Source organism: Methanothermobacter sp. KEPCO-1 (genome assembly GCF_008033705.1).
Lineage (GTDB): Archaea > Methanobacteriota > Methanobacteria > Methanobacteriales > Methanothermobacteraceae > Methanothermobacter > Methanothermobacter marburgensis.
This window is the reverse complement of record NZ_CP042937.1, coordinates 1,605,148-1,620,642: the sequence shown is the minus strand read 5'-3', so window position 1 is coordinate 1,620,642 and position 15,495 is coordinate 1,605,148. Positions and strand designations below refer to the sequence as shown.

The following is a 15,495-nucleotide window of genomic DNA, read 5'->3' as shown; positions in this document are numbered from 1 at the left end:
ATTATGATCAACGAATTCTATCAGATATTCGGGCAGCTGGTATTCATCGCGGGTCTGGGTCTCATTGTGATGCTTGCCTCAAGCCTCTTCCTTGGAAGGCTCCTTCTCAATGAGGACCGGTTGATATTCCCCAGACTCCTCCTTATCACAGTAGACATGTTCTACGGTCCATTCAAAAAGTTCTCAGAGACACTGGGACTCAACAGCCGCATAGTGGACCAGATAGGGGTTGAAGTGAGGAACAAGATCAACGAGAAGAGGTTCCGGTCAATAGACCCCCATGAAAAGGCACTTGTACTGCCCCACTGCCTCAGGAACCCCAAATGTGAGGCAAGGCTCGACAGGACAGGGCTTGTCTGCACGGGTTGCAACCGCTGCATAATAGGTAAGATCAAGGAGCGGGCCGAGAGCATAGGGTACACGGTATTCGTGATACCGGGGTCAACCTTCATAAAGAAGATAATGGAGGAGCGTAGGTTCAAGGCGGTCCTCGGGGTGGCATGCTACCAGGACCTCAACCTGGCCATGATGAAGCTCTCAAGGTTCACACCACAGGGTGTCCCCCTCCTCAGGGACGGGTGCTTCAAGACAAAGGTGGACTTCAGGGCCGTCCTCGAGAAGATGGGGCTTGAAGGTGAGATGAGAAGACCACGTGGTTGCATGAACCAGGTACCCGAGAAAACCCTGGAGCGGTGATAGATTGGACATACCAATCACCGATAACCACATACACGTTGACCCCATCAACGGCGAGGGACCGAAAGCCGTGGCCCTTAAATTTCAGAGGTCCGGTGGTAGGAGGATGATAATCCCCAACAAGCCATCCTGGACCATAAACGCCGGCACAGACTACAAAAAAACCATGGATACGGTGCTTAAGTACGCTGACATCATCAACCATGAGACAGAGGTTGAAGCATATGCTGTGGTGGGACTCCACCCGGCGGAGCTATCAAGGCTCCTTGAGGCCGGTCACGACCCTGAGAGGGGCGAGGAGATGATAAGGGAGGGCCTGGAATATGCCCAGTCACTGGTCCTTGAGGGGAGGGCCGTTGCAATAGGTGAGGTTGGAAGACCCCACTACCCTGTCCCCGCTGAGGAGATGGCCATCCACAACAGGCTGATGGTGTATGCCATGGAACTTGCAGCCGAGGCCTCATGTCCTGTGCAGCTCCACACCGAGACATCGGGACCTGAAGAGTTCAGGGAATTCGCAGGGATGGCCTCTAAGGCAGGTATAAAGAAGCATATGGTCATAAAGCACTTCTCCGGTCCCCTGACAGGAAGGGATGAGAACCATGGACTCACACCATCCCTCATTGCATCCGGGGATGTCATAAGGGAGGGTATCAGGAAGGGGTCATGCTTCCTCATGGAAACCGATTACCTAGATGATAGCAGCAGACCCGGCGCGGTCCTCGGACCCAAGACCGTCCCACGGAGGACAATTGAATTCCTGAATAAGGGGATCTTCACCGAGGAGGACGCCTACAGGATACACCAGGAGACCGTTGAAAGGGTATACGGTTTATAAATCGCCAAGTTCTGACCTCAGAGGTACTCAATGAAATCATATATCACACCCTCGCCTACGGTTTATAATCGCTAAGTTCTGACCCAACAGTTAATTGTTTATGGATAAAGCATTTCAGAAAAAATAAAATCTGTTAATAACCTTTTGCATCTACCAAAAAAATCTTTTTCAGTGGGATCCCCCAAGGAAGATGCTTACAAGGCCTATCAGGATCCCTATCACAACAACCTCAAGGCTCGTCCTGTAGATGTTCTCCCTTGAAACCCTCCCGAGATAGACACCAAGGACCAGGAGGGCCGCAAGGCACAGTACAACGGTCACAATGGTTGCTGTCATCCTCTCAGATAACACAAGAAATGGGAGTACAGGTACAAAGGAGCCGAGGAAGCTTGAGAATCCATGTGTAAACATGCTCATGTACACGCGGCGCCTTGCCTGCTGGTGGATGATGGTGTCATCCAGTTTACCCTCATCCATCATCATCTTCCTCTCAAGCTCACGCATTGTCCTTGTTTCTTCAGCCCTCTCACCTATGAATGAACCGAAGGCATTGGACATTGCAAGGGCCACGCCCCCGCTTAGTCCTGTCAGGGCTATGAGGTGGTTGTCCACACTGAGACCACCGGCACCTGCAACTCCACTGGCGGTGAGTGTAACACCCATCACAGCCAGTATACCATCAAGTGTCCCGAGAGCCACATAGCGGCTCATGTTGATGTACTCATGAAGAAATTCACGTATATCCATCTCTGATCATCCATCATTTCAGTCAATGAGGGCTAACCCCTCCCCAGTTCACTGTGTGCACGTGCAAGGTGGCCTGCTGCAAGGGCGCCCATTAGGGAGAGTTCACCTGCAAGGACAGCTCCCCCCACGATCTCTGCAAACTCATGTACACCCCCTGAACCCCGGACACCCATGATATCAAGGCACTCGGATGCCGTCTCAAGTCCCGTGCCGCCCCCAACAGTTGCAAGGGGCACATCAGGGAGGTTAACTGAGAAGTAGAGGTCGCCGTTTTTCTCCTCTGCAACGGTAACCCCGAGGCTACCCTCAACAATGTGGGCCTCGTCCTGGCCCGTTGCAAGGAATATGGCGCCTATTATGTTGGCGTAGTGTGCATTGAATCCCATGCTCCCAGCGAGGGCTGATCCCAGGAGGTTCTTTGTGGTGTTAACCTCAACAACAGCCTCTGGTGTTGTCTTGAGGACCCTCTCAACCATCTCCCCGGGTACAGTTACCTCTGCACTGATGCTCTTACCCCTGCCCTCAACCAGGTTTATGGATGCTGGTTTCTTGTCGGTGCAGAGGTTTCCACTCAGGGCAATCACATGGGCGCCTGTTTCCTCTGTGAGGAGTTCAAGGGCCTTCTCTGTGGCGATGGTGACCATGTTCATCCCCATACTATCCCCTGTTGTGTATACGAACCTGGGGTAAACGTAGGGCCCCGCCACGATGATGGGATCTATCTTTATGAGTTTCCCATGCCTCGTTGTTGACTCAGCCTCCTCCCTGAGGGCGTCAATGTTCTCCTGGATCCATTCCCTGAGCTTTAAGGCCTCAACAGCAGAACCAGTCCTTATTACAGGGGCCCTTGTCATAGAGTCACCGGTTATCCTGACAGATGCACCCCCGGCCCCTGTGATCACAGAGCAACCCCTGTTCACAGAGGCCACCAGTGCACCCTCTGAGGTTGCAAGGGGTACATAGTACTCGCCGTCTGCATGTTCACCCTTAACCAGCAGTGGCCCGGCAACCCCGAGGGGAATCTGAACGACACCTATGGGGTTTTCAATGTTCCTCCTTGACGCCCTATCCATGTCAATTGTATAGTGGGATACATGCTCAAGTCCGGCGCCTGAGACCCTCTCAATGAACTCTCTTCTTATCCTGACAGCCTCATCAACAGGTACGTGCCTTTCAATTTCATAGAGTTTTATCTTACCCTCAAGGAGGTCATCCATGAGTGACATCAGAGAGCCCCCTCCATGCGCCTGAGTTCCCTGACTATGGCGGATGGCCTGTCAACAACCACTGCACCTGCGGCTTCAAGGGCCTCCCTTTTACTCTGCGCGGTTCCTGCACCGCCCTCTATGATGGCCCCTGCATGGCCCATCCTCTTACCTGGAGGTGCAGTTGAGCCTGAGATGAAGGCAAAGACCGGCTTTGACATGTGGTCACCTATGTACTCTGCGGCCCTCTCCTCGGCGTCTCCCCCTATTTCACCTATGAGGACAACGGCGTCGGTCTGGGGGTCTTCCTCAAACCTCTCAAGGACATCCACAAATCCGAGACCCGTGACAGGGTCGCCCCCTATCCCCACACAGGTGCTCTGGCCGAAGCCCGCCTCTGTGAGCTGGGCAGCGAATTCATAGGTAAGTGTCCCGCTCCTTGAGACTATCCCTATGTTGCCCTCGGTGAAGATGTTTGTGGGCATTATACCCAGTTTACCAACACCGGGGGTTATTATACCCGGGGTGTTGGGCCCTATAACTGTCTTACCCATCCTTTCAGCGTATTCCATTATCTGCATTGAGTCATGGACCGGTATGTGCTCTGTTATTATAACCACAAGGTCAAGGTGCCTTATGGACTCAAAGGCCGCGTCCTTGGCAAAGGGTGCCGGTACGAAGATTATGGATGCATTGACATCCATCTCCTCCCTGACCTCCTCAACCGAGTTGTAGACGCCGAGGCCAAGGAACTCCTGCCCACCTTTACCCGGTGTCACGCCGGCCACTATCCTTGTTCCATATTCAAGCATCTGTTCCGTATGAAATGATCCCTGTTTACCTGTTATGCCCTGAACCAGGCATCTGGTATCCTCATCAAGCAGTATCATGATAAATCCCCTCAATACTATGTTGGTGAAATCTAAAATACTTGGTGATCAGTCAACCCACCAGTGGCCCTGAAAGCCTCAATTCCAGACCCATCGTAACCCCTGTGAGGTACAGGTTCAGACCATGAGTATTCTTGTTCTCTCCTCAAATGGCACCGAAAGGTCGATGAGGTTGCCGTTGAGGAATGCTGTGGCAGAGACTATTACACTTCCGGGTATCACATGTGAGGGTGAGCCCCTCCTTACAAGGTACACGTTCTTGTGTCCAAGGGCTGCCCCCAGCATGGCCCCTGCAACGACCCCGACACTCTCCATATCCTCTATGGTCGCCACAACAACCGGGTCATCGGTCTTATCTGAAACATAACCCACTCCCGGAATCCTGCGGACCCCCGGTTTGATCTCCTGGCTCACATCTGTAACGCCATCCATTCCCCCAGCAGCCTTTATGGCTGAGTTCGCAACATCAGCCACGAATTCTTCACCACCATAGGTGTCAAATGCCAGTATAACCGCATCAGGGTAACGATCCTGCCTCACAAGTGCCTCTGCATAGGATATACCCTCACCTGCACCGTCAGGTTCATCTGATATCCCCTCAAGGTCGCCGAGGCTCTCTGATGAGTCCCTGAGTATCTCAACTATTGCCCTGTTCACGTCCTCCAGCATATCATCCTCTACAAATGCGCTTATAACCACATCGTCGCCTGTTATGTTTGTGAGTGCTGCGCTCTCTGCACCCGCGTCAAGGAGACCTGGTATCGAGGCCTCCAGTGCATTTATAAGTTCCCTGCTGCAGCTTGTATCATTATCTGATATATCTGCACCTATGGAAGTTATCCTCAAATCAATCACCTGATACCTAATTTGAGGTGAGGGAATAAATAGGTTACAGCAGAACCTCGATGAAGGATGGGAGTTTCTCCATAACATCCTAGTTGCAGGAATAAATAGGTTACAGCAGAACCCTGTGGAATGTGGGTGTTCCTGAGTACCGTGGCGTATGATTGGAATGAAACTGTTGCGGTAGCCAGACGTCCCATGCAAAATTTAATTACCAGAAATAACATATAGAGGTTAGTGTAAACTATTGGTTCTCGAGACTCCACAAACTAAGGAGAAATAATTAATGGAAACCATGATCTGTGTCCCCATCTTTGAAAGGACATGTGAAGCTGTTATCAAATCCGCAGAAAGGGCCATAGAGGCAGGAGCCGATATCCTGGAGCTCAGAATAGACGCCCTCAAAGGGCCATCGGGGGCTGAGGTGAAAGGGGTCATAGAGGATATTGGCTTTCCTGTAATAGCAACAAACAGATCCCCAGAGGAGGGAGGCCACTTCAGTGGCACTGAATCTGAGAGGATAGAACTCCTGAGCTCCGCTGCCGAGGTGGCCCGCTATGTTGATGTTGAACTCAGCACCGACCCTGAGTACATCGAGAGGGTCACGGCAGTTGCCGCCGGGAGCATCATATCCTACCATAACTTCACAGGGACCCCATCACTTGAGGCCCTACTGAGGATAGTCCGGATGGAGAAGGAATTCGGGGACATTGCAAAGGTGGCTGTTATGCCCCAGAACATGGCAGACACCCTCGTGGTTCTCCAGCTGCTCTCGGTGGAGGATAATACAATAGCAATATCCATGGGGGAAGCCGGGAAATACACTAGGGTCGCAGCCGCCCTCTTCGGTGCCCCAATAACCTTTGCATCAGCGGACCGTTCAACAGCACCAGGACAGATGGACGTCCGTATCACCAGGACAATGATTGATGAACTCATGCCGGAGGATTGAAGATGAAGAAGGTTCTGATTATCCTTGCAGTGCTTGTCATCGCTTTTGCAGGTGCATTTTACTATACTGAGAACGCCAATTCGGTTGATATCACAATAAAGACTGACGGGGTTAACATCACGGTTGAGGCGGACACCATATTCTTTCAGAAAGCTCCACCCGAGATGGAGCAGAAGATCGGTGAATACATGGCGGACGTCATCAACGACCCTGACAGTACCGTTGAGACAATAAAGGCCAATGTTACAGATATAGCAAGGAGTTACGGCTACAGTAAGGTTGATGTGACCATTGAGTCACAGTTCGGTGTTGATCAGCTCCCCATGCCAGCCGTTGTGAGCGGTGACTCCATGTACCCGACGCTCAGGGATGGGCAGGAACTCATAGTGCTCAAGACAGACGACTACAAGGTTGGGGACATAGTTATAGCCAAGCACCCAGAGTATGGCCTCATCGTGAAGAGGGTGGGTAAGATAGAGCCCACCAGGGTGTACCTAATGAGTGACAACAAGAAGGTTGAGCGCATCTATACACCAACATCGGTGATTGTCAGGACGCCCCTCAACACATGGGTCCCAAGGTCGGCCATTGTGGGTGTTGTGAAGAAGTACTGAAAACCCACACACCTACTCCCCACCTTTTCTACAATACTGAAACCCCAAACCTCCTCCCTAACCTTTCTACGTTTTCTACTTGCCTGGAACGATGATGCTGATGAAGAAACCTGTCATGAAGATCAGTGAAAGTATTCTGAACGTCCGCATCATTGAACTCACAGCTTTATTCACAATTTCCTGCAGATCCACTATATGTTCCAGAACCGAATACAATCCCCTGAGAATCAGATCATATTGCAAAAAAAAGTTGAATTACAAGATAAAAAATTAATTAGGTGAACTCAGAGAGCCTCTCAATCCTTCTGAGCATGTTTGGGTGTGTTGAGAGAAGTTCAAGTATCCTTGCACCCACACCAACCTTTACTCCACTGTACTTCACTCTCTGAAGCTCGGCCATGCTTATGGTGCCGTCCATGTCAATGTCAAGCTGGCTGAGATCATTTATCTCATTTCTGGCATCGGACACATCGTTAAGGAAGAACGCCTTAACACCCTCAACCTGCTTCAGCTCATCCCTGTCAAATGCAGCGGAGCCATAAACCAGTTTGTAGAGCGCACTTGCAAGTTTGTGTGGCTGGCCACCGATCTCCACGCTGCCCTGGTCCGCATAGTACTCCCTTGTCCTTGATATGAAGAGGACTATCAGCTGGCCAAGGAAGTACGCTATGAGTGCCGCGATTCCAACCAGGGTTGCATCGTCGTCCCTGCTGTATATGGTGCTCCAGAATATGTAGTAGCAGATGAGTGGAACCGCGCTCACAAGGGTCATGACTATCATGTCACTGTGCCTTATGTGGGATATCTCGTGTCCAAGGACGGCCCGGAGTTCCTCCTCATCAAGGAGGTTCAGTATTCCCCTCGTTACACATACCCTACCGTCTGATTTTGTTCTCCCGAAGGCAAAGGCGTTAGGCACTGCAATCTCTGCAATTCCAACCCTGGGTTTGGGTATTCCTGCATTCCTTGCAAGTTCATCCACCATGGCGTGAAGCCTGGGGGCCTCGGCCTCACTGACGTAGTGGACGTTCATTGTGAGTTCCACTATCTTGGGGGAGAGGAGGTACTGAAGGAACACTATGCCAAAACCAAGCAGGGCATAGAACAGTGGACCGCCGAATCCCATGAGGGCCCCTATTGCTATGAGTATGGCGTAGATTATACCAAATAAAAGTGCTGTTGCCAGGAACATCCTTAGCTTCAGTTTCCATGTGCTGAGTTTTCTCATTTTGGCTTTTTCCTCCATCATGGTATTAGTTACAATGAGTTATTTTATTCTGAGGGGATATAAACTTTTTGTTATTTATTGACATCAAATTATTAAAAGTCGGATCACTGCGTTCAGTTATATGGGTGCAGATATATAACCCCAGAGGTGCAGCTAATTAGAAATATTCTTATTAATTTGCCATCATTCCTTTTATCCCTTACTTTTATTTCAACGGTCCATACTGTGATGGCGGGTAACAGAAGGTATTTGGTGAGAAGACATTTTTAGGGTAACAGCTCACGGTGTTGTGTTCCTTCTCTGGGAGGATGTTATCTGGTCGCTGATCTAAATCATTATCACAGTATTTATATATCTTCTTTGACATATTTTCCATTAAATGAGTTCCAGTTGATCAATATGAAGCATCTATGGAAACTTTTAATTATTGTGATGGTATTTGCCCTCATGGGATCCTCACAGGCCGTGCATCTTGGAAACAGGACCTACGGGTACGTTGAAAAGGATTACTACGGGGATCTCAACTCAAACGAAACCATTGCAGTCATCATAGGCGTCCACCCCCAGGAGTCAGGTATACACAGCGCAGTGAGAGAGAAGATTCAGACATCAAACCTCACAAAGAGGTATGTCCTCTACAGTGTCCACGTAACCCGAGACGTGAATGATTACTCAAGGGGCCGTATGAACGGCCAGCTCCTTGCAAGGGACTTCATAGTACCAGATATAAAGAACGAGAAGCCCATGTTCGTCATAGACTGCCATGAGAACCACTACCATAACAGTGGATACGCCTATCCACGATTCCTGGACATAATATCAGAGAACACCGCAACCATCAACTACACTGACCAGATAATAGCCCGCATGAATTTCCTGAAAATCTACAGGCCCCCAAAACCAACAAGCCCCCAGTATGTCACAATACCAATAGCGTCACAGGGTTACAATACAGTGATCTATGAGACATACTTCTATGACACCTACTCACGGAAACTCAGCGACGCGGGTCTTCTGGTAAAAGCACTTGACGGCCTTCAGAGATACACGGCAACCGGGCCCAGTGTAACCTCAAGCAATCCCAAATGGGGGGGTATGACCACAAGAAGACCCCTCATCAGGGTCACATTCTCTGGTCGCATAACACCGGGCAGATACTGGAACAGCATAGCACTCAGGAACCAGTTCGGGAAAACCGTGAGGATTAAAAAGTGGGTGAGCGGCAACACCCTCAATGTGAAACCCCTATCCAGACTCTCAGGAAACAGGTGGTACACCCTCGTGGTGCCCGCTGCAGCACTGGTGGATTCCCCACAGAAGAGGTGGACCCTGAAGTTCAGAACGGGGCGAAGGTGAAGACACATTAAAAATTCACTTATTAAATTCTTTTTTCTAGATCCCCTATCGATTTACCATCATTCACCAGTTTTTCTAATCCTGAAAAAATAAAATTCTTTTTTCTAGATCCCCTATCGATTTACCATCATTCACCAGTTTTTCTAATCCTGAAAAAATAAAATTCTTTTTTCTAGATCCCCTATCGATTTACCATCATTCACCAGTTTTTCTAATCCTGAAAAAATAAATATAAAGCTCAGAAAAAACCAATCTATTAATCAAATGGCTCAGATGATGCCATTACCCTTAAGAAGTTTTCTGGGGTTCTTAACAAGGGCATCCTCAACCTCTGATTCATTGAGTCCAGCTCCAAGACCCACGCGGCGTGCCGTGTCATAGTCAAGGAGGTCCCCAGGTGCATGGGTGTCGGTGTCAATGACAACCGGAACCCCCACCTCACGGGCAACACCTGCAACATGCCCGTTACCCAGGCAGTGCCCCTTCCTTGCGCTTAGCTCAAGTGTAACACCATTCTCACGGGCAAGTTCAGCATCATCCACCGTTATGAGGCCAGGGTGTGCCAGTATATCAACCTCCGGGCAGCTCACAGCCGCATGATTGGTGCCTGGAATCACAGGTTCAACGATTGTTTCCCCGTGCACAACAATGATCTCAGCCCCCAGGCCCCTTGCCCTCACTGCAAGCTTTTCAATTATCTCAACAGGAGCATGTGTTATCTCAGCCCCCGGTATGACCCTGATGTCCCAGTTATCTCCAATATCCTCAACCGCGTCTATGAGGGATGTTATGGTGTTTATATTCGAGGCGTCTATGTGGTCTGTGATGGCTATGGCCTCATGTCCCAGGACACATGCCCTCCTTGCAAGTTCCGATGGCAGGAGCTCACCGTCACTCAGGAGACTGTGGGTGTGAAGATCAATCCTCTTTCTGATGGCAGGTCCTCCTTAAAAATCATTATATTTATGTTACAATATACCAGTGAACAGTTAGAGTATGTCCAGGGAAGTATTTAAATGAAGCCCACCGTCTTTGTCCCAGCACATATAACCGGATTCTTTGAGGTTGTAAGGGCCGATGATCCCCTGAGAACAGGTTCCAGGGGCGCAGGGGTAGTCCTTGACCGTGGAGTTGAAACCTCCATAAAGGTCAGGGGTTCCGAAGATAAAACGGTTGTAAGGGTCAACGGAAAGAAAGAAAACGGGGAATCAGTTAGCCTGCGTTCCCTTGAAATACTAAGGGAAATAACAGGATTCAGGGAGGGTGTGAGCATACACCACAGGGTTGATGTCCCCATAGGGTGTGGTTTCGGGGCATCCGCGGCCTGCGCCCTGGGAAGTGTCCTTGCAGTTGTAAGGGAACTTGAACTCCCTGTCACGGTCAACACTGCAGGTTCAGTGGCCCACAAGGCCGAGGTGGAACTTGGAACAGGACTGGGGGACCTGATAGCCGAGATGACCGGCGGGATAGTCATAAGAACCAGGGAGGGCCCGCCTGGATACGGGAGGACAGACCGGATCACTGACAGGGGCCTCTATGTCTTAACAGAGACCCTTGGGGAGCTTGACACGGCATCGGTCATCCGTGATGAAACAAAGGTTGGGGAGATAAACCGGATGGGTGCCGGGATGATCCGGAGACTCCTCAGGGAGCCGACACCTAGGATGTTCATGGAACTCTCCCGTGAGTTTGCCACAGGAACCTCACTCATAACCCCTGAACTCAGAGAACCCCTGGAGGCCCTCTCTGAGGGGACGCTGGGGGCATCCATGGCGATGCTGGGTAACACGGTATTCGCCCTGTCAGAGGACCCTGATGCCGGGGGCGATGATGTGTATGGAATTGACTTTTCAGGTGCAAGGTTTCTGTGATGCTGGAGTTAAAGGGTAGAAGACCATCTGGGGGGTTCTATGGGTGATAATGAACATATCTGTGGATTTAGGGGGAAAATACTTTAAATTAAAAGATTATATTAATCACTGTTCCCATCTCTGCATCAGGGATCCCCGGATGAATGGTGTGAAGGGGACAGACAGGTGAGGCCATGATAAGACTGGTATATGATATAAACATCTACCGGGACGTCCTCAGGGAGGTCCTGAGGCCCGGGGATACCGTTGTTGAACTGGGGTGTCACATAGGAAACTCAACACGCATAATATCTGACCTTGTGCAGGAGGGCAGGGTGGTGGCGGTTGATAACAGCCCAGAGGCGGTTGATGTTATGGAGGCCCTGAGCAGGGAGAGGGATAATGTTGAATTCATATCTGGGGATGTTCGCCTCCATGAAACCCTTGAAGAGGTCTGCAGTATGATTGAATCCTGTGATGTGCTCAGCGTTGACCTTGGAGGGGGTTATCATCCAGATACAACCTTCAAGGTGTACTTCATATGGTCATCCACACTCAAACCAGGGGCCTCAATCATAAGGAACCGGGGCCTCCTGGACTTTGTATGCTCATCCATCACCGAAGAGTCATTCACCTCAGGGTATGGATGGCTTGAGTCAAGTGGGGACGCTGGAATCCCACCAAGGCTCAGGGAATTTAAACTCTGGTCCAGTAAAATCTACAAGGAGGGTGCCCATGATAGGCAAAAGGATTAGAATTGAGAGGATAATCAACAGAAAGACGGACAGGACTGTCATAGTACCCCTTGACCATGGGGTCTCAATTGGACCCGTTAAGGGGATAATAGACATGGCAGGGACCATTGATGAGGTGGCAAGCGGAGGAGCCAACGCCGTCCTCATGCACAAGGGGATGGTGAGGAGCGGACACAGGGGGTACGGGAGGGACATAGGCCTCATAATACACCTCTCCGCAAGCACGGGACTCGGCCCTGACCCCAACCATAAGGTGCTTGTCACCTCGGTTGAGAAGGCCCTCAAGCTGGGCGCCGATGCAGTATCAGTCCACGTGAACGTGGGATCCGAGAGGGAGCCCGAGATGCTCATAAAGCTCGGTACCGTGGCTGAGATCTGTGACGACTGGGGAATGCCACTCATAGCCATGATGTACCCCAGGGGTGACAGGATAAAGGACGAGCACGACCCTGAGGTTGTTAAGCTTGCAGCACGTGCAGGTGCAGAGCTGGGTGCAGATATAATAAAGACCAACTACACCGGTGACCCTGACACCTTCAGGGAGGTTGTGAAGGGCTGCCCTGTCCCTGTGGTGATAGCTGGGGGCCCGAAGATTGAGACAGAGGAGGAACTCCTCCAGATGGTCAGGGACTCCGTAGATGCAGGCGGTGCCGGTGTAGCCATTGGAAGGAACATCTTCCAGGCCGATTCCCCGGCAGATATGACCCGGGCCATTGCAGGTATAGTCCATGACGGCCTTGAAGTTGAGGATGCCGTCAGGATACTCAGGGGTGGCGACTGAGATGAAATTCGCATGGCTGATGGCCCCCGACACCTACTGGGATGAGAAGAAGGCCTTCATAACAGCAGCCCTCGAATCAGGGATAGACCACATAGTGGACACCTCTGATGCCGAGAGGATAAAGAAGCTTGGAAGCCTAACTCTGATATCACCTGAGGAAGAGGCAGACATAGTACTCATTGGAAAGGATGGGGAGGGCGACGGAACCCTGGAACTCCCCGAGACCCTTGATTACTCAAGGGACCTTGAAATGGCAGCTGAGCTTAAATCCGGGGGTAAGGAGGTTGCGGCCTACGTTGAGATAAGGAGCAAGGCCCACGAGGAACTTGCAAGGAAACTGGGCCGTATCGTGGACTACCTCATACTCGTGGGTGAGGACTGGAAGATCATCCCCCTTGAGAACATAATAGCGGATCTCCAGGAAGAGGACGTTAAACTGGTCGCGGCGGTGGCAGATGCCGATGAGGCGAGGGTTGCCCTTGAAACCCTTGAACATGGAACCGACGGTGTGCTCATAGAACCAGTGGACATCTCACAGATAAAGGCCATAGCAGAGCTCCTCGAGGAGATTGAAAGTGAAACCTATGAACTCAAGTCCGCCACGGTAACCAGGGTTGAGCCCCTGGGCTCCGGTGACAGGGTCTGCGTGGACACCTGCTCAATGATGGACGTCGGTGAGGGTATGCTGGTGGGCAGCTACTCACAGGGTCTCTTCCTGGTGCACAGCGAGTCCCTTGAAAGCGAGTATGTGGCTTCAAGGCCCTTCCGCGTGAACGCCGGGCCTGTCCAGGCCTACGTCATGATACCCGGTGGCAGGACAAAGTACCTCTCTGAACTTGAAACCGGGGATGAGGTCCTTATCGTTGACCGGAATGGGAGGTCAAGGACCGCGGTTGTCGGCCGGGTTAAGATCGAGAAGAGGCCCCTGATGCTTGTTGAGGCAGAGTACGAGGGCGTGAAGGTGAGGACACTCCTGCAGAACGCCGAGACAATAAGGCTGGTGAATGATAGGGGTGAGCCTGTATCTGTGAGTGAGCTCAGTGAGGGTGATAAGGTACTTGTCTACTTTGAGGACTCTGCAAGGCACTTCGGTATGGCCATAACAGAGACCATAATCGAGAAATGAGTAGATTGGTGTTGAATCACCATCATCAATTCATCACCCCCAGATGGGATATTATGTACAGCGTGAGGCTCATAACGCCCGGGGAAAAGGATGAAATCCTGGCTGAACTCTCCAGACTCAGACTCTTTGAGAGGAAGGCCAGCCTCCATGGGGCCTGCGTCAAGCTCCTCACAGATGACGTGTCATTCAAGGAGGAGTGGGAGGACAACTTCAGATTCATGAGCGAAGATGTGAGGCCTCATGCAAAGGTATTTGCTGTGTCAGATGGTGGTGACCTGGAGGTTCTCTACGAGGCAAATTCAAAGACAGTCATAATCAAAAACTGTGACTACTATGGCTGGGTTAAGAGCATAGCCCTTGCAGCGGTTGCCGACTTCTTTGAGGAGTACCATTCAGAGCACCGCCGCTACTCGGTCCATGGTTCAGCCCTCGACCGTGAAGGGGCTGGACTTGCGATCATAGGGCCGCCGGGTACAGGTAAGACGACCCTCACCTACGGTCTACTCCTTGATGGGGCCTACAGTTATGTTTCAGATGACTGGTTCTTCACCCGCCTACTTGAGAACGGGGTCCTCGTTTATGCATCTGAGAAGAACTCCTACATCCGGGACGATATAGGGATGGTGTGGAAGGAGTACTCCTCCCTCCTGGAATCTGTGAAACTGGATGCCAGATCCAGGGGGGTCGCAGATGTTGGGATGCTCTTCGGGGGGCGGATAAGGGAGTCCACCACACTCAAGAGGGTTGTTCTCCTTGAGAGAAATCCTGATAACCCCCCGATGAGGAGACTGGATCCAGATGAGGGCCTGAAGTATCTGCTGGAAAATGACTTCTGCAACCCCCACCAGCTTGTAAGGGATGAGAGAAAGATGGGGCTCCGCAGGAGGTTCTTCAGTGAACTCCTGGGCAGGGTGGAACTCCATATACTCAACACCATTGAAACACCGGCCAGGAGCCTTGAAAGGCTGAAAAAACTTGACAGGTAATACACGGAGGATCATGAAATGAAGGTCAGGGCCTTCCTTGCAGTTGATGTTGACGATGAATTAAGGGAAAGGGTGTGTGAGATACAGGATATCATAAGGGGCGCCGATGCCCAGATAAAGTTCGTTGAACCTGAGAACCTCCACTTCACCCTGAAATTCTTCGGTGATGTGGGTGAGGGCAAACTGAGGAGGATAAGGGGGATGGTTGAGGAAACCCTGAAGGGTTATGAACCATTCGACCTTCACGTGATGGGGGCGGGAGTCTTCCCTAACCCGCGCTACATCCGGGTGGTGTGGCTTGGTGTTGAAAACCCCGGGGTATTCTCAGAGCTGCAGAGGAACCTGGACATGGAATTTGCCAGGATAGGATTCCGGAAGGAAAGGGAGTACGTGCCCCACCTGACCATCGGGCGGGTCAAGGGTCCGAGGAACCGTGAGAAACTTGCAGCCCTGATAGGGGAGCTTGAGAATGTGGACGCCGGCGCCCTGAGGGTTGACAGGGTCTCACTTAAAAGGAGTGAGCTCACACCTGAGGGACCCGTCTACAGTGACCTTGAGGTCTTCAGAATCTGATTAATTTTAATTGATATGGTGGACATGCGACAGTGTGCACTGAGAGTATAAACGG

18 protein-coding genes are annotated in these 15,495 nt (G+C 51.1%); 11 read left to right on the top strand and 7 right to left on the bottom strand.

Going from position 1 to position 15,495, the window contains the following annotated elements:
• Nucleotides 1-3: 3 nt before the first annotated feature.
• Together FVF72_RS08730 and FVF72_RS08725 are read left to right on the top strand one after the other, a co-directional pair.
• Nucleotides 4-696: a DUF116 domain-containing protein gene (locus FVF72_RS08730; RefSeq protein WP_013295765.1), complete on the top strand. Its 693-nt coding sequence runs from the start codon at nucleotides 4-6 to the stop codon at nucleotides 694-696.
• A gap of 4 nt (nucleotides 697-700) precedes the next feature.
• Nucleotides 701-1,534, top strand: coding sequence for a TatD family hydrolase (locus FVF72_RS08725; RefSeq protein WP_013295766.1), 834 nt, complete (start codon nucleotides 701-703; stop codon nucleotides 1,532-1,534).
• A 168-nt stretch (nucleotides 1,535-1,702) separates the two neighbouring features.
• On the opposite strand, the gene FVF72_RS08720 is transcribed toward FVF72_RS08725, so the two are convergent.
• The 4 genes from FVF72_RS08720 to FVF72_RS08705 all read right to left on the bottom strand — a co-directional run bounded on the left by FVF72_RS08720 (nucleotide 1,703) and on the right by FVF72_RS08705 (nucleotide 5,222).
• The gene (locus FVF72_RS08720; RefSeq protein ID WP_013295767.1) at nucleotides 1,703-2,281 is read right to left on the bottom strand and encodes a TIGR00267 family protein; all 579 of its coding nucleotides are present in this window, start codon (nucleotides 2,279-2,281) and stop codon (nucleotides 1,703-1,705) included.
• Between the two features lie 32 nt (nucleotides 2,282-2,313).
• Nucleotides 2,314-3,507, bottom strand: coding sequence for a hydroxymethylglutaryl-CoA reductase (NADPH) (gene hmgA / locus FVF72_RS08715; RefSeq protein WP_147671884.1), 1,194 nt, complete (start codon nucleotides 3,505-3,507; stop codon nucleotides 2,314-2,316).
• Nucleotides 3,507-4,376: a succinate--CoA ligase subunit alpha gene (gene sucD, locus FVF72_RS08710; RefSeq protein ID WP_013295769.1), complete on the bottom strand. Its 870-nt coding sequence runs from the start codon at nucleotides 4,374-4,376 to the stop codon at nucleotides 3,507-3,509. Before sucD ends, hmgA begins: the two co-directional genes overlap by 1 nt.
• Before the next feature lie 117 nt (nucleotides 4,377-4,493).
• Entirely contained in the window at nucleotides 4,494-5,222 is a 729-nt protein-coding gene (locus FVF72_RS08705; protein ID WP_147671883.1) for a hypothetical protein, read from the bottom strand.
• Between the two features lie 283 nt (nucleotides 5,223-5,505).
• On the opposite strand from FVF72_RS08705, the gene aroD reads away from it, so the two are divergent.
• Both aroD and FVF72_RS08695 read left to right on the top strand, forming a co-directional pair.
• Entirely contained in the window at nucleotides 5,506-6,171 is a 666-nt protein-coding gene (gene aroD / locus FVF72_RS08700) for a type I 3-dehydroquinate dehydratase (RefSeq protein WP_147671882.1), read from the top strand.
• A gap of 2 nt (nucleotides 6,172-6,173) precedes the next feature.
• A complete protein-coding gene (locus tag FVF72_RS08695) occupies nucleotides 6,174-6,785 on the top strand; it encodes a S24/S26 family peptidase (protein WP_147671881.1) in 612 nt (203 codons plus the stop codon).
• A 75-nt stretch (nucleotides 6,786-6,860) separates the two neighbouring features.
• Here the strand turns inward: FVF72_RS08695 and FVF72_RS09285 are convergent, their stop codons facing one another.
• Together FVF72_RS09285 and FVF72_RS08690 are read right to left on the bottom strand one after the other, a co-directional pair.
• Nucleotides 6,861-7,001 (bottom strand): hypothetical protein, encoded by a 141-nt coding sequence (locus FVF72_RS09285; RefSeq protein ID WP_187239631.1) that lies wholly within the window; start codon nucleotides 6,999-7,001, stop codon nucleotides 6,861-6,863.
• A 58-nt stretch (nucleotides 7,002-7,059) separates the two neighbouring features.
• The gene (locus FVF72_RS08690; protein ID WP_147672040.1) at nucleotides 7,060-8,013 is read right to left on the bottom strand and encodes a zinc metalloprotease HtpX; all 954 of its coding nucleotides are present in this window, start codon (nucleotides 8,011-8,013) and stop codon (nucleotides 7,060-7,062) included.
• Nucleotides 8,014-8,445: 432 nt separating this feature from the next.
• On the opposite strand from FVF72_RS08690, the gene FVF72_RS08685 reads away from it, so the two are divergent.
• On the top strand, nucleotides 8,446-9,369 hold the full coding sequence (locus FVF72_RS08685) for an Ig-like domain-containing protein (protein WP_255503713.1): 924 nt from the start codon (nucleotides 8,446-8,448) through the stop codon (nucleotides 9,367-9,369).
• A gap of 269 nt (nucleotides 9,370-9,638) precedes the next feature.
• Here FVF72_RS08685 and FVF72_RS08680 read toward each other — a convergent pair whose 3' ends face one another.
• Complete coding sequence (locus FVF72_RS08680) at nucleotides 9,639-10,304, bottom strand: histidinol phosphate phosphatase domain-containing protein (RefSeq protein ID WP_147671879.1); 666 nt, start codon at nucleotides 10,302-10,304, stop codon at nucleotides 9,639-9,641.
• Nucleotides 10,305-10,385: 81 nt separating this feature from the next.
• Here FVF72_RS08680 and FVF72_RS08675 point away from each other — a divergent pair, with 81 nt between their 5' ends.
• From FVF72_RS08675 to thpR, 6 genes are all read left to right on the top strand, one after another.
• Complete coding sequence (locus FVF72_RS08675; protein ID WP_147671878.1) at nucleotides 10,386-11,240, top strand: pantoate kinase; 855 nt, start codon at nucleotides 10,386-10,388, stop codon at nucleotides 11,238-11,240.
• A gap of 173 nt (nucleotides 11,241-11,413) precedes the next feature.
• Entirely contained in the window at nucleotides 11,414-11,974 is a 561-nt protein-coding gene (locus tag FVF72_RS08670) for a class I SAM-dependent methyltransferase (protein ID WP_013295777.1), read from the top strand.
• Nucleotides 11,955-12,755 (top strand): 2-amino-3,7-dideoxy-D-threo-hept-6-ulosonate synthase, encoded by an 801-nt coding sequence (locus tag FVF72_RS08665; protein WP_013295778.1) that lies wholly within the window; start codon nucleotides 11,955-11,957, stop codon nucleotides 12,753-12,755. The genes FVF72_RS08670 and FVF72_RS08665 overlap by 20 nt, the downstream gene beginning before the upstream one ends.
• A gap of 1 nt (nucleotide 12,756) precedes the next feature.
• Entirely contained in the window at nucleotides 12,757-13,881 is a 1,125-nt protein-coding gene (locus FVF72_RS08660; RefSeq protein ID WP_013295779.1) for a 3-dehydroquinate synthase II, read from the top strand.
• A gap of 53 nt (nucleotides 13,882-13,934) precedes the next feature.
• Nucleotides 13,935-14,867, top strand: a complete 933-nt coding sequence (locus tag FVF72_RS08655; RefSeq protein WP_147671877.1) for an HPr kinase/phosphorylase — start codon at nucleotides 13,935-13,937, stop codon at nucleotides 14,865-14,867.
• A gap of 18 nt (nucleotides 14,868-14,885) precedes the next feature.
• On the top strand, nucleotides 14,886-15,440 hold the full coding sequence (gene thpR / locus FVF72_RS08650) for an RNA 2',3'-cyclic phosphodiesterase (RefSeq protein ID WP_147671876.1): 555 nt from the start codon (nucleotides 14,886-14,888) through the stop codon (nucleotides 15,438-15,440).
• Nucleotides 15,441-15,495: the final 55 nt, after the last annotated feature.